Consider the following 26,282-nt stretch of genomic DNA (forward strand, 5'->3'; position numbering starts at 1 on the left):
TTCTGTCCAACGAAGGGTCGCTTCCCGATACTGTCAGCACATTGAACTTCGCGGTGCTGCCATGACCCGCTTCTCACTTTCCTCGCTGTTGACCAACGCGCTGACCGGCAACAAGAACTGGCAGCCTCAATGGCCCGACGCGGAACCGAAATCCGAATATGACGTCGTGATCGTCGGGGCGGGCGGGCATGGTCTGGGTGCAGCCTACTACCTCGCCAAGGAACACGGCATCACCAACGTCGCGGTGGTGGAAAAGGGGTGGCTCGGCGGCGGCAACACCGGCCGCAACACCACCATCATCCGCTCCAACTACCTCTACGACGAGAGCGCCCGGCTCTACGAGCACGCAATGAAGCTGTGGGAAGGGCTGAGCCAGGAGCTGAACTACAACGTTATGTTCTCCCAGCGCGGCGTTATGATGCTGGCGCACACGGTGCATGACATCCAGAGCTTCAAGCGCCACATCCATTCCAACCGCCTGAACGGCATCGACAACGAGTGGCTGACGCCCGAGCAGGCCAAGGAGTTCTGCCCGCCGCTGAACATCGCCGCCAACGCCCGCTACCCGGTGATGGGCGCGGCGCTGCAGCGGCGCGGCGGTACCGCCCGACACGACGCGGTCGCCTGGGGCTATGCGCGGGCCGCCGCGGCGCGCGGGGTCGACATCATCCAGAACTGCCCGGTGACCGCGATCCGCCGCGACGCCTCCGGCCGTGTCGTCGGGGTGGAGACGGAGCGCGGCTTCATCAAGGCAAAGAAGGTCGCGGTGTCGGCCGCCGGCAACACCTCGGTCGTCATGGGCACCGCCGACGTCCGGCTGCCGCTGGAAAGTTATCCGTTGCAGGCGCTGGTGTCGGAGCCGGTCAAGCCGGTGTTCCCCTGCGTGGTCATGTCCAACACCGTGCACGCCTACATCAGCCAGTCCGACAAGGGCGAGCTGGTGATCGGATCGGGCACCGACCAGTACACCTCCTACAGCCAGCGCGGCGGGCTGCCGCTGATCGAGCACACCGTCGCCGCGATCTGCGAGGTGTTCCCGATCTTCAACCGCATGCGCATGCTGCGCAAATGGGGCGGCATCGTCGACGTCACGCCCGACCGCTCGCCGATCATCGGCAAAACGCCGGTGCCGGGCCTGTACGTCAACTGCGGCTGGGGGACCGGCGGCTTCAAGGCGACCCCGGGGTCGGCGCATGTCTTCGCCCACACCGTCGCCCGCGACGAGCCGCACCCGATCAACGCGCCGTTCACGCTGGAACGCTTCAAGACCGGCCAGCTGATCGACGAGGCCGCCGCCGCCGCCGTCGCGCATTGAGGAGACGATCATGCTGCTCATCCGCTGCCCCTACTGCGAAGCCGAGCGTCCGGAGGTGGAATTCACCTACGCCGGCGAGGCGCACATCGCGCGACCGACGAACCCGTCCGTCTTGTCCGACGACGAATGGCGCGACTTCCTGTTCATCCGCTCCAACCCGCGCGGCCGGCATTTCGAACGCTGGCGCCACATGCACGGCTGCGGTCGCTTCTTCAACGCGGTGCGCGACACGGTGACCGACAAATTCGCCATGACCTACAGGGCCGGGGCTCCGCGTCCGAGCGACGAGGAGATCGCGCTTGCCGCCACCAGTGCCGCCACCCGCGCCAAGGATGCACGCCCATGACCACGTTCCGCATTGCCGGCAAGGGCAGGGTCGATCACAGCCGCTCGGTCCACTTCGCGTTCGACGGCGCGCAGTACGCCGGTTGCGAGGGCGATACCCTGGCGTCCGCCCTCCTGGCGAACGGCGTCCATCTCGTCGGGCGTTCCTTCAAGTACCACCGGCCGCGCGGCATCCTGACCGCCGGGTCGGAGGAGCCGAACGCGCTGGTCGGGACCGACCGCGGCAACGGGCGGTTCGAGCCGAACACGCGGGCGACCGTGCTGGAGGTCTACGACGGGCTGAAGGCCGAAAGCCAGAACCGCTGGCCGTCGCTGACGCGCGACATCGGCGCCGTGAACGACGCCCTGTACATGCTGTTCTCGGCCGGCTTCTACTACAAGACCTTCATGTGGCCGAAGAGCTTCTGGGACAAGGTCTACGAGCCCTTCATCCGCAGCGCCGCCGGCCTCGGCAAGGCGCCGTCGGCGCCCGATCCCGACACCTACGCCAGCCGCTTCACCCATTGCGACGTGTTGGTCGTCGGTGGCGGTGCGGCCGGTCTTGCCGCGGCTCTGGAAGCCGGCCGCAGCGGCGCGTCGGTCATCCTGTGCGACGAGCAGACGGAGCTTGGCGGCTCGCTGCTGTCCGAACCCGGTGCGGAAATCAACGGGCAACTGGCTTGGGACTGGCTGGAGGACGCCACCGCCGCGCTGGCGGCGCTGCCGAACGTCACCCTGCTGCCGCGCACCACGGCCATCGGCTACTACCACCAGAACTTCGTCGGCCTGTGCCAGCGGCTGACCGACCACCTGAGCGTGGTGCCGGAGGGCGCGCCGCGCGAGCGGCTGTGGAAGGTGCGGGCGAAGCAGGTGGTGCTGGCCCAGGGCGCCATCGAAAAGCCGCTGGTGTTCGCCGGGAACGACCGCCCGGGCGTGATGCTGGCCGGGGCGGCGCGCACCTACCTGAACCGCTATGGCGTCAAGGTCGGCAACCGGGTCGTCGTCGTCACCGCGCACGACAGCGCCTGGCACGCCGCCTTCGATCTGGCCAAGGCGGGGGTGGAGGTCGCGGCCATTGTCGATATCCGCGGGACCGTGTCCACCCAGCTGGCGGCGACCGCTGACGCGCTGCGCATCCGGACGCTGATCGGCTGGACCGTCACCGGAACCCGCGGCCGCCTGCGCGTCTCGTCGGTGCGGGTCAATCCAGTGACCGGCGGCACGGTCGGCCGGGCGCAGACCATCGCCTGCGACGCGCTGCTGATGTCCGGTGGCTGGACACCCAGCGTCCATCTGTTCTCGCACACCAAGGGCGCGCTGACCTGGAACGAGGATGGCCAGATGTTCCTGCCCGGCCGCGGCATGGAGGAGTGCCGTCTGGCCGGCGCCGGCAAGGGCCGCTTCGGGCTGAAGGCCGCGTTCGAGGATGGCGCGGCGGCGGGCAGCGCCGCGGCGGCAGACGCCGGTTTCACCGCCGAACCGGCGGCCTACCATGTGGAGGGCGAGCTTCCCTTCACCGGGGTGAGCAGCCGGGATCTGCCGACCGACCGCGATCCGGGCCACGCCAAGGCGTTCGTCGATTTCCAGAACGACGTGATGGCCAAGGACATCCGGCTGGCCGTGCGCGAAGGCTTCAAGTCGATCGAGCACATCAAACGCTACACCACCAACGGCATGGCGACGGACCAGGGCAAGACGTCCAACATCAACGGGTTGGCCGTCGCGTCCGACGCGCTGAAGCGTCCGATCCCCGCCGTGGGCCTGACCACCTTCCGCCCGCCCTACACGCCGACCACCTTCGGGGCCTTCGCCGGCTACAACAAGGGCGAACTGTTCGAGGTGACGCGCAAGACGCCGATCGACGGCTGGGCCGAGGAAAACGGCGCGGTGTTCGAACCGGTCTCGCTGTGGCGGCGCGCCTGGTACTTCCCGCAGGTCGGCGAGGACATGCACCAGGCGGTGGCGCGCGAATGCAAGGCGGTGCGCTCCTCGCTGGGCATGTTCGACGCCTCCACGCTCGGCAAAATCGAGATCGTCGGTCCCGACGCCGCCGAGTTCATGAACCGCATGTACACCAACGCCTGGACGAAGCTGGCGCCCGGCCGCTGCCGCTACGGCCTGCTGCTGGGCGAGGACGGCTTCATCCGCGACGACGGCGTGATCGGGCGGCTGGCCCAGGACCGCTTCCACGTCACGACCACCACCGGCGGTGCGGCGCGCGTGCTGAGCATGATGGAGGACTACCTGCAGACCGAGTGGCCGGACCTGAAGGTCTGGCTGACCTCCACCACCGAACAGTGGGCGGTGATCGCGCTGAACGGCCCGAACGCCCGCAAGCTGATCGAGCCGTTCGTCGAGGGCATCGACCTGTCGGAGGGCGCGTTCCCCCACATGGCGGTGGCGACCGGCACGATCTGCGGCGTGCCGACCCGTCTGTTCCGCGTCTCCTTCACCGGCGAGCTGGGTTTCGAGATCAACGTGCCGGCCCGCTATGGGCGCGCGGTGTGGGAAACGCTGTTCGAGGCAGGGCAGCTGTATGGCATCACCCCCTACGGCACCGAGACGATGCACGTCCTGCGCGCCGAGAAGGGCTACATCATCGTCGGCCAGGACACGGACGGAACGCTGACGCCGGACGACGCTGGCCTGTCCTGGGCCATCGGCAAGACCAAGCCTGACTTCGTCGGCAAGCGCTCCCTGGCCCGGCCGGACATGCTGGCGGCGGACCGCAAGCAACTGGTCGGCCTGCTGACCGACGATCCGAAGACCGTGCTGGAGGAAGGGGCGCAGATCGTCCTGGATCCCAAGCAGCCGGTCCCGATGGAGATGGTCGGCCATGTGACCTCGTCCTACTGGAGCGCGGAGCTGGGGCGGTCCATCGCCCTGGCGGTGATCCGGGGTGGCCGGTCCTTGCAGGGCCAGACCGTGCATGTGCCGATGCCGGACACGGTCCATGCCGCGACGATCACCGGCATGGTGTTCGTCGACCCCGAGAACAAGCGTCTCAGCGCATAGGAGGCCCCACGTGCTTCTGGCCAATCACCCGTTGCTGGGCAAGACGATCCCCGGCGACACCGCGAGCCGGCTGAACATCCGCGCCGCCGATGACACCGCCCGCTTCAGCCTGCGGATCGATCCCGCCGCGGTCCAATCCGCCGGGACCGCTTTCGGCGCGCCGCTTCCCACCCGCATCGGTGGGATGGTCGAGGCCGGCGGACGCACCGCGCTCCAGCTCGGCCCCGACGAATGGATGCTGATGGCGCCGGTCGCCGAGGGCGATGGCATCGTCGATGCCTTCTCCGCGCTTGGGGAAACGCACAGCCTGGTCGACGTCGGCCATCGCGAGGTCGGCATCCTGGTGGAGGGAGAGGCCGCGTCGCTCGCCCTGCGCTCCGCCATCGCCTTCGACATCGACGCGATGCCGGTCGGCACCGGTTGCCGCACGATCTTCGACAAGGCGCAGATCGTCCTGATCCGCGAGGACAAGACCCGCTTCCGGATCGAGGTCTGGCGCTCCTTCGCCGACCATGTCTGGGGACTCCTGCAAGCCGTAAGCCGCGAAATCGCGCTCGGCATCTGAGTGAGAGGACTGCACATGAACCGTCACCAGTCTCTGCCGAAGCCCGATCTCAGCGATGTCGCGATTGCCGCGGCCATCGAGCGCGAGCTGAACCGCCAGAAGTACGAGATCGAGCTGATCGCCTCGGAAAACATCGTTTCGGCCGACGTGCTGGCCGCGCAGGGCTCCGTCCTGACGAACAAATACGCGGAGGGCTATCCGGGACGCCGTTATTACGGCGGCTGCGCGTTCGTGGACGAGGTCGAGACCATCGCCATCGACCGCGCCAAAAAGCTGTTCGGCGCCGGGTTCGTCAACGTCCAGCCGCACTCGGGCGCCCAGGCGAACCAGGCCGTCTTCCTGGCCCTGCTCCAGCCGGGCGACCGGGTGATGGGCATGTCGCTGGCCCATGGCGGCCATCTCACCCACGGCTCGCCGGTGACCATGTCGGGCAAGTGGTTCGACGTCGTCAGCTACGAGGTGCGCGAGAGCGACCAGCGGATCGATTACGAGGCGCTGCGCGCCAAGGCGCTGGAAACCAAGCCGAAGCTGATCGTCGCCGGCGCGTCGGCCTACCCGCGCGTCATCGATTTCGCCGCGTTCCGCCGCATCGCCGACGAGATCGGCGCCTATCTGATGGTGGACATGGCCCATTACGCCGGGCTGGTCGCCACCGGCCATTATCCGGACCCGCTGCCGCACGCCCATGTGGTGACCACCACCACGCACAAGACGCTGCGCGGGCCGCGCGGCGGCATGATCCTGACGAACGACGAGGCGCTGGCCAAGAAGTTCAATTCCGCGGTGTTCCCGGGCAACCAGGGTGGCCCGCTGATGCATGTCATCGCCGCCAAGGCGGTCGCCTTCGGCGAGGCGCTGACCCCGGAGTTCAAGGCCTATGCGGGCCAAGTGGTCGCCAACGCCAGGGTGCTGTCCGACACACTGGTGAAGGGTGGGCTGGACATCGTCTCCGGCGGCACCGACTGCCACATGGTGCTGGTCGACCTGCGGCCGAAGGGCGTGAAGGGCCGCGATGCGGAGCGCGCGCTGGAGCGGGCCGGCCTGACCTGCAACAAGAACGCGATCCCCTTCGACCCGGAGAAGCCGGCGGTGACCTCCGGCGTGCGGCTCGGCACCGCGGCGGGCACGACTCGCGGCTTCGGCGAGGCGGAGTTCACGCGCATCGGCGAGCTGATCCTGACCGTCGTCGACGCGCTGGCCACCGCCGGACCGGACGGCAACGCCGAGGTCGAACAGCGCGTGCACGGCGAGGTTCGGGAATTGTGCGAGCGCTTCCCGATCTACGGCTGACCTGAATGCTGCTGGGAAATCCTGATTAGGCCAACAGATTTGACCTGACGAGGCGCTCGATGTTTCTCAGCGTTTTCGATGTGTTCAAGATCGGCATCGGCCCGTCGTCGTCGCACACGATGGGTCCGATGACCGCGGCGGTGCAGTTCCTCGACATGCTGCGGACGCACAGCGAAACGGCGCCCGCCGCCGTCAAGGTCCGGCTGCACGGGTCGCTGGCCTTCACCGGCAAGGGGCACGCGACGGACCGGGCGGTGGTGCTCGGGCTTCTCGATTACCGGCCCGACAACCTCGACGTTGACGAGGCCGAAGGACGCATCGCCGAGCTTCAGGTGACGAAGACGCTGCACCCCGCCGGCTTGCCGGCGCTGTCCTTCGATCCGGACGCCGACCTGGTCTTCGACTTCGGACCGCCGCTGCCGGGCCACGCCAACGGCCTGGTTTTCCAGGCGCTGGACCAAGCGGGCCGGGTGGTCCTGTCGGAAATCTTCTATTCGATCGGCGGCGGCTTCGTCGTCACGGCCGCGGAACGGGAATGCCCGCCCGCGGAATTCGCGAGCGAGTCCGCCAGCTGGCCCTATCCGTTTCACAACGCGGCGGCGATGCTGCGGATGGCACGGGAAAGCGGCGCGTCCATCGCCGCCATGAAGCGCGCCAACGAGGTCGTGGTCCGCTCCGCCGCCGAGGTGGAGGACAAGCTCGGGCACATCTGGGCGGTGATGAACGGCTGCATCGAGCGTGGATTGAGCCTGGACGGCCAGCTGCCGGGCAGTCTGAAGGTGAAGCGGCGGGCGAAGGCGATCCACCAGCAGCTGCTGCGCGAACGCGGGGCGAATTCCAGCCAGCCGCATGTGGCGTCGGACTGGCTGAGCGTCTATGCCATGGCCGTCAACGAGGAGAATGCGGCCGGCGGCAAGGTGGTGACCGCGCCGACCAACGGAGCGGCCGGCGTCGTGCCGGCGGTGCTTCGCTATTACCTCGACCACTGCGCCGGCGCCGAGCCCGCGAAGGTCGCCGACTTCCTGCTGACCGCCGCGGCGATCGGCGGACTCATCAAGCACAACGCGTCGATTTCCGGGGCGGAGGCCGGTTGCCAGGGCGAAGTCGGATCCGCCGCCGCCATGGCCGCGGCCGGACTGTGCGCCGTGCTGGGCGGAACGCCGGACCAGGTTGAGAATGCGGCGGAAATCGCGCTTGAGCATCATCTCGGCATGACCTGCGACCCGGTCGCCGGCCTGGTGCAGGTGCCGTGCATCGAACGCAACGCCATCGGTGCGACCAAGGCGGTGGCCGCGGCCTCCCTGGCGCTTCGCGGCGACGGCCAGCATTTCATGCCGCTGGACAATTGCATCCAGGCGATGCGGCAGACCGGCGAAGAAATGAGCGCAAAATTTAAAGAAACCAGCCTGGGCGGACTTGCGGTCAATTTGCCGGAATGCTGACGGCCGCAGTGGGCCGGAAGTCCGGGGTGCAGCCACAAACCGGAAAAAGTAAGAATTTGTTCTAAAAGGAAAATTCGTCTCGGCTTCCTGAAGGCGGGGCATGCTGGGGCTGTTCGAACGGCATATGTATCCTGACTGAATCCAAATTGTGTACGGAAAAAATACAAAAGCTGTTGCTGTGGATCGATGAAGGGACTAACATTCCGTTCATCAAATTTTTAAAAGACCGGCTCCGGCACACCAAGCAAACCAGGGGTGGCAGGTGAAGAACGCAAAAAGCAGCCTTTATGACGATCTGAAGCGCCAAATCCTTACGATGGAGTTGGAGCCGGACGAGGATTTGGACGAGGTGGTTCTGAGTGAAAGCTATGGGCTTTCACGCACGCCGATCCGGGAAATATTCCGTCGGCTGGCCGGTGAGGGCTACATCGATATTCGGGAGAACAGAGGGGCGCGGGTCGCCCCGATGAATTATTCGACCTTGCGCAATTTCTTTCTCGCCGCGCCGATGATCTATGCCGCGATCGGCCGGCTGGCCGTGCAGAATTACAAACCAAAGCAGCTTTCGGAACTGGAAGCGACGCAAGAGCGCTTCCGGACCGCCAGCAAGGACGGCGACACGCTCTCGATGGTGATCGAGAACAACAGGTTTCATGAAATCATGGGTGAGATGTCTGGGAACGTTTATCTGCAGCCCAGCCTGAACCGACTTTTGATCGATCACGCTCGTATCGGGCAAACGTTCTTCAATGCGAAAAACGACGATATGAAGAACAAGATCGGCTTGGCGGTGCATCAACACGACCGATTCATCCAAGAGATCGCCGATCACAATGAAGCTGGTGTCGTGAAGTTGGTCTTTGAGCATTGGGAGTTGTCGCGCGAGACCATGGAAATGTTTATCGCGCCGGAAGGACTGAAAGCGGACACGCCTTTTGAAAATACGTCTGCGCTCGCAATGGAGAAGTCGCCGTGAGATTCGAAGGCATCTACACACCCGCTGTGACACCTCTGGCCGCCGACGGCCAGATTGACAAGACGGCGTTCGCCGCCATCCTGGAATACCTGATCGAATCCGGCGTTCATGGAATCATTATCGGCGGATCGACCGGCGAGTATTACGCGCACACGCCGCAGGAACGCTTCGATCTGGCGGCTTATGCCAAGGATGTGATCGGCGGGCGGTTGCCGCTGATCGTCGGCACGGGTGCGACGCGGACCGAAGATTCGATCGAATACGCAAAGGCCGCGAAGTCCATCGGGGCCGATGCCATTCTCGTGACGACGCCGCCCTATGCGCTGCCGACCGATCAGGAAAACGCGCTGCACGCCATCGCGATCGACCGGGCCGCCGGGCTGCCGATCATGCTCTACAACTATCCCGGCCGGATGGGCGTTTCGATGGGCGAAGACTATCTCGCCCGCGTGTCGCGGCTGAAGAACGTCGTGGCGATCAAGGAAAGCTCCGGCGACATGGGGCGCGTCCATCTGCTGGCGCGGCATTTTCCCCAGATCCAGCTCTCCTGCGGCTGGGACGACCAGGCGCTCGAATTCTTCGCGTGGGGTGCGCGGAGCTGGGTGTGCGCCGGTTCCAACTTCCTGCCGGGCGAACATGTGGCGCTCTATGAGGCGTGTGTCGTCGAGAAGGACTTCGACAAAGGCCGGAAGATCATGTCGGCGATGATGCCGCTGATGAACTTCCTCGACGGGGGCAAATTCGTCCAGTCGATCAAATACGGCTGCGAACTCAACGGGTTCAACGTCGGCTCGGTCAGGTCCCCGCTGCGTCCGTTGAATTCCGACGAAAAGCGCGGGCTTCGCACGGTCGTCAACACCCTGAAGCGCAGCATCGCGCACGTTGCCCTGGGAGTCGAATATGCCTGATCTCCTGTCTGCGGCCGATTATGCGGCGATCGCCGAAACCATGTCCTTTCCGCAGAACGCGTTCGTCGACGGCCGATTCCGTCCGGCGGCGTCCGGAAAGACCTTCAAAACCGTCAATCCCGCGACCGGCAGGGTGCTAGCCGAAGTCGCCGCCTGCGATGCGGCGGACGTGGACCATGCCGTCGCCAAGGCCAAGGAGGCCTTCGATGACGGCCGCTGGCGCCAGCTGTCGCCCGGCGAGCGCAAGTCCGTCCTCCTCAAGTTCGCCAAGCTGCTGGAACGCAACAGCGCCGAACTGGCCGTGATGGAAAGCCTCGACAGCGGCAAGCCGGTCAGCGAATGCCACACGGTCGACGTCCCGGACACGATCCACACCATCCGCTGGCACGCCGAGCTGATCGACAAGATCTACGACAACACCGCGCCGGTCGGGTCGAACACCGTGGCGCTGGTGGTCCGCGAACCGATCGGCGTCGTCGGTCTGGTGCTGCCGTGGAACTTCCCGCTGCTGATGCTGGCGTGGAAGATCGGGCCGGCACTCGCCGCCGGCTGCTCCCTGGTCGTCAAGCCGGCCGAACAAACCTCGCTGACGGCGTTGCGGGTGGCCGAGCTGGCGCATGAGGCGGGAATCCCGGCCGGTGTTTTCAACGTCGTCACCGGGACCGGCAAGGACGTTGGCGAGCCGATCGGCATGCACATGGACGTGTCGATGGTCAGCTTCACCGGCTCGACCGCGACCGGCCGGCGCTTCCTGCGCTACGCCGCCGATTCCAACCTGAAGCGCATCGTGCTCGAATGCGGCGGCAAGAACCCGGCCGTCGTGCTGAGCGACGTCGACAACCTCGACGCCGTCGCCGAGCAGGTCGTCAACGGTGCCTTCTGGAACATGGGCGAGAACTGTTCGGCGACCTCGCGCCTGATCGTCCACGCGTCGATCAAGGACGAGCTGCTGAAGCGGATCAAGTCCTGCATCCGCGAATGGCGGATGGGCGACCCGCTCGACCCGGCCAACCGCGTCGGCGCGCTGGTCAGCCCGGAGCATTTCAAGAAGGTCAAATCCTACATCGACCAGGCCGGTTCCGGCCGCGAGGACATCGTGATCGGTGGGACGGTGCAGGACGGCGCCTTCGTCGAGCCGACCGTGGTCGATCAGGTCGCTGCGGACAGCCGCCTGTTCCAGGAGGAAATCTTCGGGCCGGTGCTGTCGGTGACCAGCTTCAACACGCTGTCCGAGGCAATTTCGCTCGCCAACGACACCCCCTATGGCTTGGCGGCGTCGGTCTACACCAGCAACCTCCGCCATGCCTTCCTGCTGGCACGCGAGATCCGGGCGGGCGTTGTCACGGTGAACTGTTTCGGCGAAGGCGACGCCTCCACCCCGTTTGGCGGCTACAAGGAGTCCGGCTTCGGCGGGCGCGACAAGTCCATGTGGGCGCACGACCAGTACACCGAGCTGAAGACCATCTGGATCGATCTGACCGACCGGTCCCCGGACGCGATCCTCCAATGACCGGGCACACCATCCGGCGCCTGCCTGCCGACACCGGCGTTTCGGGGTGGGAGGCGATCAGCGCCCGCGAATTCCCGGTGCGGGAGCTTGATGGCGAGGTCCTGGCCGACTGGCTGATCATCGGCGCGGGCTTCGCCGGCCTGTCCGCGGCGCGCCGGCTGGCCCAGCTGCGGCCCGGCGAGCGGGTCGTCGTTTTGGATGCGCAGGAGGTCGCCAAGGGCGCGGCCGGACGCAATTCCGGCTTCATGATCGACGTGCCGCACAACCTCTCCTCCGGCGAGTATTCGGTGGGCGATGCGGCCTCCACGACCCTGGAGATCGCGCAAAACCGGCTGGCCATCGGCTTCGCCGCGGAAGCCGCCGCCGAATACGGCATGGCGCCGACGACCTTCGATCCCTGCGGAAAGATCAACGCTGCGGCCACCGAGCGAGGGCTGAAGGCCAACCGCAACTTCCGGGACTCGCTCCAGCGGATCGGCGAAAGCTACGAGGAGCTGGACGCGGAGCAGATGCGGGACATCACCGGCTCCCGCTACTATCTGGGCGGGGTCTACACGCCCGGGGCGGTGATGATCCAGCCGGCGGAATACATCCGCGCCCTGGCGAAGGGGCTGCTGCCGACCACGGAGATTTACGAGAACTCGCCGGTGCGCGAGCTGACGCGGAAAGGCGGCGATTGGGTGGCCACCTCGAACCGCGGGACGGTGACCGCACCCTGTGTGATCCTTGCGGTCAACGGCCATGTCCAGAGTTTCGGCCATTTCCGCGGCCGCCTCATGCACATCTTCACTTACGCGTCCATGACGGCGGCGTTCTCGCAGAACGAATACAGCCGCCAGATGTCGGGGGCGGATCGTTGGGCGCTGCTTCCGGCCGATCCGATGGGGGCGACGCTGCGCAAGATCAGCGCCCACGGCCTGTCCCGCGTCGTCATCCGGACCCGCTTCACCTACGACCCGAGCCTTAAGGTTTCCGAAGCGCGGGTTGCCGGCATCGCGGGGCAGCAGAGGCGGTCGTTCGACGCGCGCTTTCCCGAGCTGGCCGGCGTGCCGATGGAGTTCAGCTGGGCCGGTGCGCTGTGCCTCAGCCGAAACCACGCTCCGGCCTTCGGGGAGGTTGAGCCCGGCCTTTACTCCGCCTGCTGCGAAAACGGTCTCGGCACGGTCAAAAGCACCCTGGCGGGCATGATGGTTGCGGAGCTGGCGACCGGCACCCGCAGCGATCACCTGGCCAAGTACGGGAATCATCCAAAACCCAGCCTGATACCGCCCGAGCCGTTCTCGTGGATCGGGATCAATTCCGTCATCCGGTGGCAGGAAATGCGCGCCGGACGGGAAGGGTAGGAAGAACAAGGGATCGGCGATGGGAAGACGCCCTCCGCCCGCGAAGCAAAAGCAAAACTCGAACAGGAGGTCATCATGAAAGCAATCTGGAAAACCCTCTGCGCGGTGGCGATGGTCGGCATGTCGGTCATGCCCGCCCAGGCGGCCGACAAGGCCATCAAGATGGGGACCCTCGCCTGGGAGGATCTGACCCCGATCACCGGCATCACGAAGAAGGTTCTTGAAGACGCCGGCTACACCGTGCGGGTGACCGAATTTTCGGAATGGGGCATCGCCTACGCCGCCCTGACCAAGGGCGACATCGAGGTCCTGGCGTCGCAGACGGACTACGTCGCCCAGGATTACTGGGACAAGAACAAGAACCGGCTGGAAAAGATCTCCCCGGTCTCGCACGGCCTCTACCAGGGCATCGCCGTTCCCAAATATGTCGGCGTCGACTCCCTGGACCAGCTGAACGCCAACGCCGACAAGTTCGGCAACAAGATCATCGGCATCGAGCCCGGTTCGGGCCTGATGCGCGACGCGTCCAACGCGGTGAAGGCCTATGGCCTCAAGCTGCAGCTGGTCGAGGGCAGCACCTCGGCGATGACGGCCGCCCTGAAGTCGGCGGTGGACCGCAAGGAGCCGATCGCCGTCACGATCTGGGAGCCGTCCTGGATGGCCCAGAAGTTCGACATGAAGTATCTGGCCGACCCGAAGGGCGTGTTCCCGCCGCCGCAGAGCTATTACTGGATCGGCCGCAAGGGCTTCTCCGAACAGAACTCGCAGGCGCGTGAAGTCATGGCCAGCGTCTATGTCCCGCTCGCCGACATCACGGCGATCAATGGCGCGGTGAAGGACGGCAAGACGATGGATCAGGCCATCAAGGAATGGACCGAAGCCCACGCCGACCTGATCAAGCGTTGGGAGAACATCAAGAAGTACTGATCGCAATATCCGCGCGCCGTCTCGCGCAGTCGGCGCGGCGCGCGGGCCTGAACGTTATGCCGGATGCGAGCGTCAGCGCGGCATCCGTGGAGGAGGGTAGGGCGAGATGACGACCGTCAACAGCAGCGAGGTCCTGATCGACTGTCAGTCTGTCTGGAAGGTTTTCGGCGACAATGCTCCCGCCGCCATCAAGGCCATTTCCGAACGCGGCCTGACCAAGAAGGAGGTCCTGCAGGAGTATAATTGCGTGGTCGGCGTTTCCGACGCCAACCTCCAGGTCAGGCGCGGCGAAATCTTCTGCATCATGGGCCTTTCCGGAAGCGGCAAGTCGACCCTGATCCGCCTCCTCAACCGGTTGATCATGCCGAGCTTGGGCAAGGTGCTCGTCAAAGGCCGGGACATCGGGTCCCTGAAGGCGGCGGACCTCCGCCAGATGCGCGCCCGCCACATCGGCATGGTGTTCCAGAGCGTGGCGCTGCTTCCGCACCGCACGGTGCTGGAAAACGCGGCGTTCGGGCTGGAGGTCCAGGGCATCCCGTTGGCGGAGCGGAACCGCACGGCGGAAATGGCGCTGGCGAAGGTCGGCCTGTCGGACTGGCTGAAGCGCTATCCCGGCGAACTGTCCGGCGGCATGCAGCAGCGCGTGGGGTTGGCCCGCGCCATCGCCTCCGATCCGGAGATCATCCTGATGGACGAGCCGTTCAGCGCGCTCGATCCGCTCATCCGCCGGCAGTTGCAGGATGAATTCCGTCAGCTGACCAAGGATCTGGGAAAGTCGGCGGTGTTCATCACGCACGACCTCGACGAAGCGATCCGCATCGGCGACCGGATCGCCATTATGAAGGACGGGCTGATCATCCAGGTCGGCACGGCGGAAGAAATCATCCTGAAGCCGGCCGATCCCTATGTGGCGCAGTTCGTCGCCGGCATCTCCCGCCTCCATCTTGTCAAGGCCCACTCGGTCATGACGTCGGTCGCGGAATTCCAGCAAGCCTGTCCGGGCGTCGACATCCGCGCGCTTCTGCGCACCAACCCCGAAGCGGACATCGACGAACTCATCACCCTAACCATGATGTCGGACCGCGATGCCGTGGCGGTGGTCGACGACGACACCATCGTCGGCATCGTGACGCCGCGCGGCCTGCTGCGCAGCGTGTCGGATGGCCACACGGCCGAGCTGGCTCACGCTTAGAAAAGCGTGATCTCAACCACAGGGTAGGGGAGTTCCTGCAATGGAGGGCCTCGATTTCGCCGGAACGTTCGACGACATCGTCGATTCCGGTCTCGGCTGGCTCGGGGACAATGCGGGTGCGTTGTTCGAGCTTGTGCGGACGGTGCTCGAAGGATTCTACGGGGCCGTGCTCTGGACCCTGAGCCTGCCGCCCTTCTACGTGATCGCGATCGCCTTCGCGCTTCTCGGGTGGCGGGTCGTCGGCCTGCGCTTCGGCGCGCTGGCGGGGGTGGCGCTGGTCGTTTGCGCGGCGATGGGCCTGTGGCCGGAGACGATGAGCACGCTGGCGCTCGTCATTTCGGCGACGATCCTGGCCCTGATTTTCGCGATCCCGGCTGGCGTGCTGACGGGGTTCGCGCCGAAGGTCGACCGCTCGCTGGAACCGGTCCTCGACCTCGTGCAGACCTTGCCGCCCTACATCTATCTGCTGCCCGGGATCGCGTTGCTCGGTTACGGCCCGGCCACCGCGCTGGCAGCCACCTTCGTCGTGGCGGTTCCGCCGGCTTTCCGGCTGACGTCGCTGGGAATCCGCATGACGCCGAACGAGTTCATCGAACTCGGTCAGTCGACCGGCATGACGAACTGGCAGATGTTCAGCAAGATCCGCCTGCCCTTTGCGGTGCCCAGCATCATGGCGGGCATCAACCAGAGCCTGATGATGGCGTTCGGCATGGTGGTGATCGCCGGGATCGTGGGCTCGGGCGGACTGGGCGAAACCATCTACAAGGCTGTCCGCACGCTCGACATCGCAAAGTCGATCGATGGGGCCATCGCCATCGTCATCTTGACCATCGTCCTCGACCGTCTGACCCAAGGGGCGGCCCGGATCGGGTATGGAGGCGGAAAATGAACGGGAACATCGTAATTTCGCCCGGTGCTTGGCTTGCGCCGGCGGTCGACTGGCTCAACCTGAACTTCCGGCCGCTTTTCGCCTTCATCAGCTACATCATCGAGTCCACGTTGGGCGGCATCAATTCGGTGCTCTTGTCGATGCCGCCTTACGCCCTGGTGGCCCTCTCGGTCGTCTTCGCTCTCGTGCTCGCCAACCGCAGGATTGCGGTCCTCGTCGCCCTCGCGATGGGATTCTGCTACGTCGCCGGGCTTTGGGAAGCGACCGTCCAGACCGTCACGCTCGTTACGATATCCGTCGTCGTCTCGGTGGCGATCGCCTTTCCCCTCGGCGTCGTCGCATCGCGGGTGAGGTTCGTCGAATCCGCGCTACGGCCGGTCCTTGACATCATGCAGACCGTCCCGCCCTGGGTCTACCTGATCCCCGCCGTCATCATCTTCAGCCTCGGCAGCGTGCCGGCCATCATCGCGACCGTCATCTACGGGGTTCCGCCGATGCTTCGGCTGACGACCTTGGCCTTCAAACAGGTGCCCAAGGATCTGCTTGAACTTGGGCAGGCGATCGGCGCGACGCGGCGGGCCATCCTGGTCAAGATCGAACTGCCGGCCGCCATGCCGACGCTTCTGGTCGGCCTCAACCAATGCATCCTTCTGTCGCTGGCGATGGTGGTGCTCGCCGGATTGGTCGGGGCGGGCGGTCTCGGCGCGGAGGTCACGAGGGGCCTGACGCGGATGGAGATGGGGGTTGGTTTGCGGGCCGGCTTGGCCATCGTGACCGTCGCCATCGTGCTCGACCGGCTGTCGCGCGGCGCCATTCAGCGGCATCGCACGTCGAAAGCCGGCTGAGCGACTCTCGCATGCGCGACGGAGTCAAAGTCTTTGCCGCGTTGAGCGGCGACGTGGAGCCGTTGCTTGCCTGCGGCTGGCTGCTGTCGATGGTCCCGGGAACGGCCGTCACGGTGGGCCTGTCGGACCTCGGTCCGGGTGCTGGACCGTGGGCGCGCGGCTTCATGGACGCCCACTTTCTCCGTCAGGGCCATGAAAACGAGACGCTGTGGGGTGCCGCCGCGACGCAAGCGCGGCGGCTGGCGACGCAACTTCCGGGCGATGGCGCACTCGAACTGGTCCATGAACCGCCGGTGGAAGAACACGACCTGCTGTTGGTCAGCCGCCCTTCACCGGGGCAATCGCTGTCCGGCAATCCGGCCTATGGGAATGCGGATGCGAAAAAGTTCAGAGCGGTCCTCGTGGCACCGCGCGAGCTGCCGACTTGTCTTGGCCGGAGTGTCACTGTTTTGGCCGACGGGCCGCCACGAGACCTGCCCTTGTTCGGCTTTGCCCGGCGGTTGTTCCCGGACATGGCGTCGGTTCACCTGATCCTCGACGAACGCACCGACTCGGATCGGGGGGCGGAGTGGCCGCAACGGCTGGCGTGCCAATGCCCCGTTCAAGTCTCGACGGTGCATCGGACCAGCGATGCTCGAATGCGCGCCGTCCTTCGGGCCGGAGGCGACGTTCTGATCATGGAACGTTCAGTGCGCTTCTGGAACGCGATGACGTTTGACTGGCGATTGTCGAGTTTCCTCGATCGCACGCCGGGGGCCGTGTTGTTTGCCTCGTGACCGCACCGCCGAGTTCGGTCCGGGAATAGCGTCTTCAATATGGAAAATGCCGAAACGCAGTTGATCGAACACTTCCCTGGAGCAGAGGCATGAAGCATAGTTTCTTTTGCATTGACTCGCACGCGTGTGGAAATCCCGTTCGTGTTGTTGCCGGCGGCGGGCCACTTCTTCCGCATCTTCCGATTTCGGAGCGCCGGGAGATTTTCCTACGCGACCATGATTGGATTCGCAAAGCGCTGATGTTCGAGCCGCGGGGGCACGATATCATGTCCGGCGCCATCATTTATCCTGCATACCGGCAGGATTGCGACATGGCGGTCCTCTTCATCGAGGTCAGCGGTTGTCTTCCGATGTGTGGTGCTGGAACGATCGGCCTGTGCACCGTTCTGCTGGAAGAGGGGCTGGTCACGCCGCGCATTCCCGGCAAGTTGTCGATCGAGACGCCCGCTGGGAAAGTCGTTGTTGACTATGACATGAAGGATGGCTGCGTCGACAGCGTCCGCCTGTTCAATGTTCCCAGCTACCTGCACAGCGCCGATGTGGAGGTCGACGTTCCCGGCCTCGGCCGGATGGTCGTCGATATTTCCTATGGCGGCAATTACTACGCGGTTGTCGAGCCTCAGGAAAACTGGGCCGGATTGCATGGCATGCCCGCCGGGGACATCGTCGCCCTCAGCCAGCGCCTGCGCTCAGCGCTTTCGACGGTCAGCAACCCGGTCCACCCGGAGGATCCGGCGATCTCGGGCGTGCATCATGTGATCTGGTGCGACAGGTCCGAGAGCGATGGTGCGGATGGCTGCGGTGCCGTCTTCTATGGCGATAAGGCGATTGACCGGTCGCCCGGCGGGACGGGAACCTCGGCCAGACTGGCGCAGCTTTATGGGAAAGGACGGCTGAACGTCGGGGATCGTTTCCGCAACGAAAGCCTGATCGGCACGATCTTCGATGGCAGGATTGAAGCCGCCTGCAAGGTCGGTCACTATGACGGCATCCTGCCGAGCATCGGCGGCTGGGCGCGAATCACGGGGCACAACACGATTTTCGTGGATGATCGGGATCCGCTGGCTCACGGATTTCAGATACGATGAAACGGCGGCTGTAACACTGCCTTCAGCACGCCTCCAGATACGATTTATGGGCGATCCTCGGCGGCCTTCAAGCTGGACCGAAGCAGACGTTCGAACCGCAGGGTCGCGTTGGACAGGTGCCGCCCCTCCGCGGCCAGCATTTCCACGCGCCCGCTGGTCAGCAGGTCGTCCCGCATGGGCAGCATGCGAAGGCCGCCCGACGCGCTGGACTTGGGTGCGGACAGCCGCGCCAGGATGGCGACGGCATCCGTCCGTTGCGCGAGTGCCAGCCGCAACGCCACGGAATCGCTTTCCAGCAGCGCCGGTCGCAACGCGACGCCGGACCGCCGCGCCGCCTCTTCGATCAGCACGCGGGTCGGGGAGCCGGCGGGCGGCAGGATCACGGGCCAGTCCGTGAGCTCGGCGAGCGCCACCGCATCCGACGCCGTCAGCCTGTGTCGCGGGTTCACCAGCGCGACCAGCGGCTGGCGCGCCGAGGCGCGCTGGACGATGCCGTCCTCGCGCGGCGGGTTGTAGGCGAGGCCGAGTTCCGCGATGCCCTCCCGGACCAGGGCCACCACTTGGCGCGTGCTGCCGACCCGCACGTCGAAGGACACGCCGGGGTGGCTGTGGTGGAAGCGCGCGATGCAGTCCGGCAGGAAGCCGTCGGCGATCGGCTCGATCACGGCGACGCGCACGATCCCGGTTTTCAGCCCCTCCATGGCCGCGATCTCGTCCCGCGCGTTGCGCAGCTGGTCCACCGTCGCGCGGGCGTGGCGCAAGACGATGCGCCCGGCCTCGGTCGGCTCGACACCCCGCGGCAGGCGCGACAGCAGGCGCGCGCCAAACAGCTGCTCCAGATGCTGGACCTGCCGGCTGAGCGCGGACTGCGCGATGTGCAGGTTGTCGGCCGCGTCGCGGATCGATCCCGCCTCCACGATGGCGATGAAATGGCGCAGCGCGTCGACGTTCATACCGATTCCCGGTTTCCTGAGTGATGCCGAATCAGCATCGCAAATCATGCGTGACCTGTCTTGCTGGATCGCTCCCTTCCACGCTTTGATGCGGGTGCCGCGCCGGTCGAACGGGCGCGCCAGGACGGAGGCGGTGGATGCTGGCCAGGGACATGTTGATCGGGGTGGACGTCGGTGGAACCTTCACCGACCTTGTGCTGGCGGACGGCAGCGGCGGGGTGAGCTTCGTCAAATCGCCCTCGACGCCGGACGACCCGTCGCGCGGCGTGGTGAACGCCCTGGTGCAGATGGCGGCGGAGCGCGGCGAGAGCCTGGAACGGCTGCTCGGGCAAACCCGCGTCTTCATCCACGGCACCACCGTTGCGACCAACGTGCTCGTCCAGCGCAACGGCGCGCGGCTGGGCCTGATCACAACGCGCGGGTTCCGCGATGTCCTTGAACTGCGGGAGGGGGCGCGGTCGAACCGCTATGACCTCCGCGCCCCGGCGCCGGACCCGCTCATCCCCCGTCCGCTGCGCCTGGAGGTGACGGAGCGGGTGGCGGCGGACGGCACGGTGTTGGCGCCGCTCGACGAGGCGGAGCTGGGGGAGGCCATCGCCACGCTGCGCGCCGCGGAGGTCGACGCCGTGGTCGTCAGCTTCCTGCACGCCCACAAGCGCCCGGATCATGAGGCCGCCGTGCGCGCCGCCATCGAGGGGACGGGCTGGCGGCCCTTCGTCTCCCTCGGCCACGAGGTGCTGGAACGGGAAGGGGAATACGACCGGCTGTCCACCGCCGCGGTGAACGCCTATGTCGGCCCGGCCTTGCAGGACTATCTGAAGCGCCTCGTCGGGCAATTGAAGGCCGCCGGGATCGGCGTGCCCCTCTTCGTCATGCAGTCCAACGGCGGCGTGCTGCCGATCGAGGAGGCGGGGCGGCGCGCCTATGGGGCGGTGACCAGCGGCCCGGCGGGCGGCGCCATGGCCGGCGCGCTGTTCGCGCGGACGCTCGGCCTTCCTAATCTGGTGACCTACGACACGGGCGGGACCAGCACCGACGTCTGCGTCATCAAGGACGGGGTCCCAATTGAGCGCAACCGCACCGATCTCGCGGACTTCCGCATCACCGCGCCGGCGATTGAGATCAATCCCATCGGGATCGGCGGCGGCAGCGTCGCGCGCATTGACGCGAGCGGCATCCTGGCCGTCGGCCCGCAGAGCGCCGGGGCGGTTCCGGGACCGGCCTGCTTCGGGAAGAGCGGCACCCGCGCGACCCTGACCGACGCCAACTTGGTGCTCGGCCTCATCTCCGCGGAAACGTTCCTGGGCGGGCGCATGAGCCTGTCCGTTGAGGCGGCGCGGAGTGCGGTCCAGGCCGATGTCGCTGGCCCCCTGGGGGTGAGCGTGGAGGAGGCCGCTTGGGCGGTCCACATCCTGGCGACCGCGGGCATCACCGAGGGCATCCGGCTGGCGACCATCCGCCAGGGGCTGGATCCGCGCGACTTCGCGCTGATGTCCTTCGGCGGGGCCGGCGGGCTGCACGCCGACGCGGTGGCGCAGGACCTGCAAATCCCGACGGTGGTTGTCCCGCGCATGGCGTCGGTGCTGTCGGCCCTCGGCTTCCTCGCCGCCGACATCCGGCAGGACCTGCAACGCTTCGTCAGCCGCCCGATCCGGTCGATGACCGCGGCGGAACTGGCAATCCTCTTCGACGCGCTGGAGGAGGAAGGGCGGGCGCGCCTGCGGGCGTCGGGCGTGGCGACCGACGGCATCCGCGTGGAGCGCAGCCTGGAATGCCGCTATGGGCGGCAGGTGCACGGCATTCCCGTGCGCGTCGGCGACAGCCTGGACGACCAATTCGACCCGGCGGCGCTGGAGCGCGCCTTCACGGAGACCTACCGCGCCCTCTACCAGCACGCCCACGAGGGCGAGGCGGGCATCCTCGACGTCTGCCGCCTTTCCGTGTACGGAGCCCTGCCGAAGATCGACCTGCCCACGCAGCCGGCCGGCCCCTCCGACCCCGCACCGGCCTGGCGGGGTCGGCGCAGCGCCTATCTCGGCGGCTTCCGCGAGTTGGACGTCTACTGGTTCGACGACCTGCGCCACGGCATGCGCATCAGCGGGCCGGCCATCGTCGAATCTGCCTCCACGACCATCCTCGTCGGCCCCGGCCGGGTTGCCGCGGTGGACGGCATCGGCAACCTCCTCCTCAACAACGGGTGAGTCATGAGCCTCAGCAATTCTCCTGCGGTCGCCCCCCTCACTCTCGCTCCCCTCACTCTGGCCGTCGTCCGGCACCGCATGAAGGCGGTGACGGAGGAGATGGTCGAGACGATGACCCGCACCTGCTTCTCGCCCATCCTGAACCAGAGCCAGGATTTCTCCGCGGTCATCCTCGACAGCTCCTTCCAGACGGTGTCGCAGGCCGAACGCGTGCCCATCCACATGGGGGCCATGCCGCGGGCCGTGCGGATGATGGCGAAGGCGTTCGACGGGGACCTCGCCGACGGCGACGTGCTGATGGCGAACGACCCTTACTGGGGCGGCAGCCACCTGCCCGACGTGACGCTCGCCATGCCCTTTTTCACCGATGGCGAAATCCGGCTGTGGGTCGCGCTGCGCGCCCACCAGGGCGACATCGGCGGCCTGTCGGCGGGCGGCTACAGCGCCGCGGCGCGCGAGATCTGGCACGAGGGCCTGCGCATCCCGCCGCTGAAGCTCGTGGCCGGCGGCACGTTGCGCGACGACCTGCTGCGTCTGGTGGCGGAGAACTCGCGCAAGCCGGACGACCTGCGCGGCGATCTGCTTGCCCAGCTCTCCGCCGTGCGCATCGGCGCCACCCGCTTGGCGGAGTTGTTCGCGCGCTATGGACGGGGGGAGATCGCGGGCGCGGTGGAGGCCATCCTCGACGGCGGGGAGGCGGTGATGCGGACCCTGCTGGCCGGCTGCCGCGCGGGCGTGCACCGCGGGCTGTCCCATATGGAGTTCGCCGACGCGCCCGGGGGCCTGCTTCCCATTCCGGTCAGCCTGACCATCGACGGCGGCCGGGCGGTCGTGGACCTGACCGGCTGCCCAGACCAGGTGCGGGCCTTCATCAACAGCCCCTACGCCAACAGCTGCGCGGCGGTGATGGTCGCCTTCCTCTATTTCAGCGGCGACGAGGAGGGGCTGAACGGCGGCAGTGCGCGGGCGCTCGACATCCGCACGCGGCCGGGAAGCCTCGTCGACCCAGTGATGCCGGCGCCGGTCGGCGCCTGCACCTCCTCCACCGCCTGCGCCCTGATCGAGGCCGTGCTGAACGCGCTGGAGGGCGCCGATCCGGACCGCGCCATCGGCAGCTTCGCCCGGCGCTTCCGCTTCGCGCTGGCCGGTGCCACCGACGACGGCACGCCCTTCATCTGGCATCATTTCCTCAACAAGGGCGGCACCGGCGGCAACCGCGACCACGACGGCTGGCCGAACATCGGCGGCCTGCACAACCCCGGCGGCACCGCCGCCCCCAGCGTGGAGCGCACGGAGGCCAGCCACCCGCTGTTCGTCGAGGAGTACGCGCTGCTTCCCGACAGCGGCGGGGCGGGGGAGCGGCGGGGCGGCCTCGGCGGCCGGCTGGTGCTCCGCTACGACGGGCGGGAGCCGGCGGTGCTCAACGCGTCGGGCGAGGGGGTTCTCGTGCCGCCCACCGGGACGCAGGGCGGCGAGGCCGGACCCGGCCACCGCTACGCGTTGCTGCCGCCCGACGGCGCGGCGCGGCCGATCGCCGTGCACGACAGCGGGGTCCGGGTCGAGCCCGGCGCGCGTATCCTGTGCCTGTCGGCCGGGGGCGGAGGCTTCGGCGACCCGCGCCGGCGGCCCCGAGCCCTGGTGGAGCGGGACGTCGCCTACGGTTACGTCAGCGCCGAGGCCGCCCGCGACGTCTACGGGTTGGGGACGGACGCGTGAGCGGCTTAGATGCCGTAATGGGCCTTGCCCCAAGCGCTGGCTTGGCCGGGCGACTGTCCCCACAGTGATGGTGTGAGACACGGGGTCCGAGCGGATCGGCCCCAAGCATCAAGGGGGACAGTCATGGATCACTGTAAGTGACCCATAATGATGCCCCCTCAGTGAGGTTCATGTTGCGAGAGGTCGACGTGCCTGATCTCTCCAGCGACGAGTTGGCGCAAGACGTCGATCACTTGGTCCGTGTCGGGGAAGGCGTGTCGCCCTGTGGCTTGGTCACGCGGCAGTTGGATCAACCCGTGCCGTAACCGGCTGTAGATCCACGTCGGCTTCACACCAAGCTTGGCAGCCACGGCCTTCACCGAAAGTCTTCCTGGCGCAAGCCGCCAGCGAGCCGTCGGTCGCGGCGCTGGAAGGCCAAGGCGGCGGCGGAGAGTCGCCACCGTGCTACACACCACACCACGGTCTCGCATCGGTGAGCGGAACCCCTCGGCGGTTAGGGTGGCGGCGATCTCCTGGTCAGGAAGCCCGGCGTTCACCAGGGTCCGCAAGCGCTCCAGCATGGCGCCATAAGCGGGCAGCGCGGTGATCATTCCGACCGGCAGGGGCACCTCCAACTCCGTCGTCTCACCACCACGCCAGACGATGCGGACACTGGCCGTGTCACGCACCGCCCGGCGCGCCACAACCTTGTCGATCAGACACCGAAGCAGGGCCTTGCGCCGCTCGCGCCCGACCTCAGGGTCCTGCCAGAGGTCGCGGATGCGGCCGCCCAGTTGGACCACAACTCCCTGCAACGTTGGGTCAAGCGGGTCGGGTGCGCGCTGTTCCGCTTCCCGGCGCGCCAATCTTTCCTCGGCACCACGCAGTTCTACGAGGGCCATTTCCCAACGGCGCTCCAACTCGGCGGCGACATTCCGATTATCCGGGTCGACACGGGTGAACTGCCGTTCCGCCAGCGAGGGTGTTGGTGCAGCGAGGTCCGCACAGACGCAGTGAAGCCTGACACGACCTTTGATCAGGCGATGCGGACGGAGTTCGGGCGTGCTTGATCGATCATCCGGTTCAGGATGATGACGCCGGTGGCGGCTTCAGTTCGTTGGCCGGGCAACGTGCGTGCACGCAGCTGGTCGCCGAGGATGCGCTTGTAACGCGCCATCGCGGTTTCCGCCTTCGCCCGCTCGCCATAGTCGGTTTGCTTTTGCCAGCCTGAGCGCCCGTGCTCGGCCAGGCTCTGGATGTGGCGGTCCCGCTGGGTCGGGGCGGTTGTGGCGGCCTCGCTCACGACCGCCGTGGCGCGCGGGGGGATGATCACCCGAGCCCCGGCATCCCGGGCGGCGATGGTCTGGTAAATCGGTTCGCCGTCGTACGCGCCGTCAGCCATGACGGTGTCGATGGGGCCACTGATCTGGTCGAGCAGCGGTCCGACCTGGGAGGCGTCCCCGTCGCTGGTGGTGGTCAGCGTGGCCGCGACGATGGCGCTGCTGGCGGCATCCACCGCGAGATGGAGTTTGCGCCAGGTCCGCGGCCCGCGCACGCCATGCTTGTCGCGGTGCCACTCGCCGGCCCCGTAGACCTTCAAGCCGGTGCTGTCGATCACCAGCGTGACCGGGCCCGTCGGCAGGGCCGTGGCCAACACCGGCGTCAAGCGCGCCGCCCGGCGACTGATCGTCGTGTGGTCGGGAACCGGCAGGTCCACGCCCAGGAGATCCAGCAACGAGCCGAGCAGCCCCTCGGTCTGGCGCAGCGGCTGATGAAACACCAAGCGGACCATGAGGGCTGTTTCGATAGCCGTCTGCGAGTAGCGCGCTTGCCCACCGGGCGTCGTCCGCGACGCCGCTCGCCAGGCGGCGATCGCCGCGTCGCTGACCCACAGCGTCAGACTGCCGCGCCGGCGCAGTCCGGCTTCGTACGACGCCCAATTCGTTACTTTGAACCGCATCTTCGGGATGTGATGGCGCCGCGCGTCGTTGTGTTTGTTCGGCATGCCGAGGCTGACCAATCCGGGAATCAAGAGAGGCGCCCTTCTACACGATGACCCAGGACCGGCAATCCCGAACCTCGCTGCACCAACGCCCTTCTAACCAGAACACCTCTTTTTCTAAACCAATCTACTCAACCGAATTTCCTACGACCTCGCAGTTTTCCTCGCAAATTTTTGGTCAGATCTACTCTACGGCCACATTGCCATCCGGCCGAATTTTGCCTACGTTATGCAGAAACATCCTTCTCGTTCTGTAGGGTTCGCCGTGTCCATCAACATCAAGAACCGCGAGGCGGACGCCCTGTTGGCCGAGTTGAAGGCAGCGACCGGCAAGGGCGCCTCGCAGCTCGTCCTGGAGCTGTTGCGCCGGGAGGCGCAGCGCCTGCGCGCCCGCCGGGTCCGCAGCGCCGACGACGCCGAGGCTCGCATGGCCCAGCTGCACCGCGAACTCGCCTCCCAGCCCGTTCTCGATCCGCGCGCGCCGGACGACATCCTCGGCTACGACGACAGCGGGCTGCCCCACTGATGGTGGTCGATACCTCGGCCATCATGGCCATCCTGCTTGCCGAGCCCGACGCCGCGCGCTATGCCCGCGCCATCGGCGCTGCCGACGTCCGGCTGATCTCGGCCGCTACCGTACTGGAATGCTCCATCGTAGCGATTGCCCGTTTCGGCAATGACGCCACCCTGGCGGCCTGGATGGCCGATCATGCCTTTGAGGTCGTGGTGGTCGACGCCACCCAGGTCGGGCTCGCCCGCGATGCCTTCCTGCGCTTCGGAAAGGGGCGTCACCCAGCCGGCCTGAACTACGGGGACTGCTTCTCTTACGCACTGGCCAAAGCCACCAACGAATCGTTGCTGTTCAAAGGCAACGACTTTCCACTGACCGATCTGACGTCCGCTTTGGAGGCGCTGCAATGAGAGCCGCCGGCAATCCCGGGCATGCGCCGTGAGCCAAGCCCCCGTCCGCCGTCTCCGCCATCCCGGCCACCCCCGCAGGCCGTGTCCGCGACACCCTGGCCGCCG

General features: G+C 66.7%; 23 protein-coding genes. 20 read left to right on the forward strand and 3 right to left on the reverse strand.

What is annotated here, in order from left to right; translation table 11 throughout:
• The first annotated feature begins 61 nt into the window (after positions 1–61).
• From M2351_RS32830 to M2351_RS32905, 16 genes are all read left to right on the forward strand, one after another.
• Positions 62–1,315, forward strand: coding sequence for a sarcosine oxidase subunit beta family protein (locus M2351_RS32830; protein ID WP_264660188.1), 1,254 nt, complete (start codon positions 62–64; stop codon positions 1,313–1,315).
• Positions 1,316–1,325: 10 nt separating this feature from the next.
• Positions 1,326–1,661: a sarcosine oxidase subunit delta gene (locus M2351_RS32835; protein WP_264660189.1), complete on the forward strand. Its 336-nt coding sequence runs from the start codon at positions 1,326–1,328 to the stop codon at positions 1,659–1,661.
• Positions 1,658–4,654, forward strand: a complete 2,997-nt coding sequence (locus M2351_RS32840; protein ID WP_264660190.1) for a sarcosine oxidase subunit alpha — start codon at positions 1,658–1,660, stop codon at positions 4,652–4,654. Before M2351_RS32835 ends, M2351_RS32840 begins: the two co-directional genes overlap by 4 nt.
• Before the next feature lie 10 nt (positions 4,655–4,664).
• Positions 4,665–5,219, forward strand: coding sequence for a sarcosine oxidase subunit gamma (locus tag M2351_RS32845; RefSeq protein ID WP_264660191.1), 555 nt, complete (start codon positions 4,665–4,667; stop codon positions 5,217–5,219).
• 15 nt (positions 5,220–5,234) lie between these two features.
• Entirely contained in the window at positions 5,235–6,509 is a 1,275-nt protein-coding gene (glyA, locus tag M2351_RS32850; protein ID WP_264660192.1) for a serine hydroxymethyltransferase, read from the forward strand.
• A gap of 59 nt (positions 6,510–6,568) precedes the next feature.
• Positions 6,569–7,951 (forward strand): L-serine ammonia-lyase, encoded by a 1,383-nt coding sequence (locus tag M2351_RS32855; protein WP_264660193.1) that lies wholly within the window; start codon positions 6,569–6,571, stop codon positions 7,949–7,951.
• 262 nt (positions 7,952–8,213) lie between these two features.
• Entirely contained in the window at positions 8,214–8,927 is a 714-nt protein-coding gene (locus M2351_RS32860) for a GntR family transcriptional regulator (RefSeq protein ID WP_264660194.1), read from the forward strand.
• A complete protein-coding gene (locus tag M2351_RS32865; RefSeq protein WP_264660195.1) occupies positions 8,924–9,835 on the forward strand; it encodes a dihydrodipicolinate synthase family protein in 912 nt (303 codons plus the stop codon). The genes M2351_RS32860 and M2351_RS32865 overlap by 4 nt, the downstream gene beginning before the upstream one ends.
• On the forward strand, positions 9,828–11,345 hold the full coding sequence (locus tag M2351_RS32870) for an aldehyde dehydrogenase (RefSeq protein WP_264660196.1): 1,518 nt from the start codon (positions 9,828–9,830) through the stop codon (positions 11,343–11,345). The genes M2351_RS32865 and M2351_RS32870 overlap by 8 nt, the downstream gene beginning before the upstream one ends.
• Complete coding sequence (locus M2351_RS32875; protein ID WP_264660197.1) at positions 11,342–12,688, forward strand: NAD(P)/FAD-dependent oxidoreductase; 1,347 nt, start codon at positions 11,342–11,344, stop codon at positions 12,686–12,688. Before M2351_RS32870 ends, M2351_RS32875 begins: the two co-directional genes overlap by 4 nt.
• 75 nt (positions 12,689–12,763) lie before the next feature.
• Positions 12,764–13,615: a glycine betaine ABC transporter substrate-binding protein gene (locus M2351_RS32880; RefSeq protein WP_264660198.1), complete on the forward strand. Its 852-nt coding sequence runs from the start codon at positions 12,764–12,766 to the stop codon at positions 13,613–13,615.
• A 106-nt stretch (positions 13,616–13,721) separates the two neighbouring features.
• Positions 13,722–14,807: a quaternary amine ABC transporter ATP-binding protein gene (locus M2351_RS32885; protein ID WP_264660199.1), complete on the forward strand. Its 1,086-nt coding sequence runs from the start codon at positions 13,722–13,724 to the stop codon at positions 14,805–14,807.
• Between the two features lie 40 nt (positions 14,808–14,847).
• Positions 14,848–15,696 (forward strand): ABC transporter permease, encoded by an 849-nt coding sequence (locus M2351_RS32890; RefSeq protein WP_264660200.1) that lies wholly within the window; start codon positions 14,848–14,850, stop codon positions 15,694–15,696.
• A complete protein-coding gene (locus tag M2351_RS32895) occupies positions 15,693–16,541 on the forward strand; it encodes an ABC transporter permease (protein ID WP_264660201.1) in 849 nt (282 codons plus the stop codon). Before M2351_RS32890 ends, M2351_RS32895 begins: the two co-directional genes overlap by 4 nt.
• Before the next feature lie 11 nt (positions 16,542–16,552).
• Positions 16,553–17,317: a hypothetical protein gene (locus M2351_RS32900; RefSeq protein WP_264660202.1), complete on the forward strand. Its 765-nt coding sequence runs from the start codon at positions 16,553–16,555 to the stop codon at positions 17,315–17,317.
• 89 nt (positions 17,318–17,406) lie between these two features.
• Positions 17,407–18,405: a 4-hydroxyproline epimerase gene (locus M2351_RS32905; RefSeq protein ID WP_264660203.1), complete on the forward strand. Its 999-nt coding sequence runs from the start codon at positions 17,407–17,409 to the stop codon at positions 18,403–18,405.
• 44 nt (positions 18,406–18,449) lie between these two features.
• Here the strand turns inward: M2351_RS32905 and M2351_RS32910 are convergent, their stop codons facing one another.
• Positions 18,450–19,358, reverse strand: a complete 909-nt coding sequence (locus M2351_RS32910; protein ID WP_264660204.1) for a LysR family transcriptional regulator — start codon at positions 19,356–19,358, stop codon at positions 18,450–18,452.
• A gap of 137 nt (positions 19,359–19,495) precedes the next feature.
• Here M2351_RS32910 and M2351_RS32915 point away from each other — a divergent pair, with 137 nt between their 5' ends.
• Complete coding sequence (locus M2351_RS32915; RefSeq protein ID WP_264660205.1) at positions 19,496–21,559, forward strand: hydantoinase/oxoprolinase family protein; 2,064 nt, start codon at positions 19,496–19,498, stop codon at positions 21,557–21,559.
• 3 nt (positions 21,560–21,562) lie between these two features.
• Positions 21,563–23,275, forward strand: coding sequence for a hydantoinase B/oxoprolinase family protein (locus M2351_RS32920; RefSeq protein WP_264660206.1), 1,713 nt, complete (start codon positions 21,563–21,565; stop codon positions 23,273–23,275).
• A 158-nt stretch (positions 23,276–23,433) separates the two neighbouring features.
• Here M2351_RS32920 and M2351_RS32925 read toward each other — a convergent pair whose 3' ends face one another.
• Positions 23,434–24,120 carry a hypothetical protein gene (locus M2351_RS32925; protein ID WP_264660207.1) on the reverse strand — a complete coding sequence of 229 codons (687 nt, stop codon included), beginning with the start codon at positions 24,118–24,120 and terminating at the stop codon, positions 23,434–23,436.
• A gap of 170 nt (positions 24,121–24,290) precedes the next feature.
• Positions 24,291–25,259 (reverse strand): IS5 family transposase, encoded by a 969-nt coding sequence (locus M2351_RS32930; RefSeq protein ID WP_264660208.1) that lies wholly within the window; start codon positions 25,257–25,259, stop codon positions 24,291–24,293.
• 262 nt (positions 25,260–25,521) lie between these two features.
• Here M2351_RS32930 and M2351_RS32935 point away from each other — a divergent pair, with 262 nt between their 5' ends.
• Positions 25,522–25,782: a type II toxin-antitoxin system VapB family antitoxin gene (locus tag M2351_RS32935; protein WP_264660209.1), complete on the forward strand. Its 261-nt coding sequence runs from the start codon at positions 25,522–25,524 to the stop codon at positions 25,780–25,782.
• Positions 25,782–26,177, forward strand: a complete 396-nt coding sequence (locus M2351_RS32940; protein WP_264660210.1) for a type II toxin-antitoxin system VapC family toxin — start codon at positions 25,782–25,784, stop codon at positions 26,175–26,177. The genes M2351_RS32935 and M2351_RS32940 overlap by 1 nt, the downstream gene beginning before the upstream one ends.
• Positions 26,178–26,282 lie beyond the last annotated feature (105 nt).

Source organism: Azospirillum canadense, assembly GCF_025961225.1.
Classification (GTDB): domain Bacteria; phylum Pseudomonadota; class Alphaproteobacteria; order Azospirillales; family Azospirillaceae; genus Azospirillum; species Azospirillum canadense.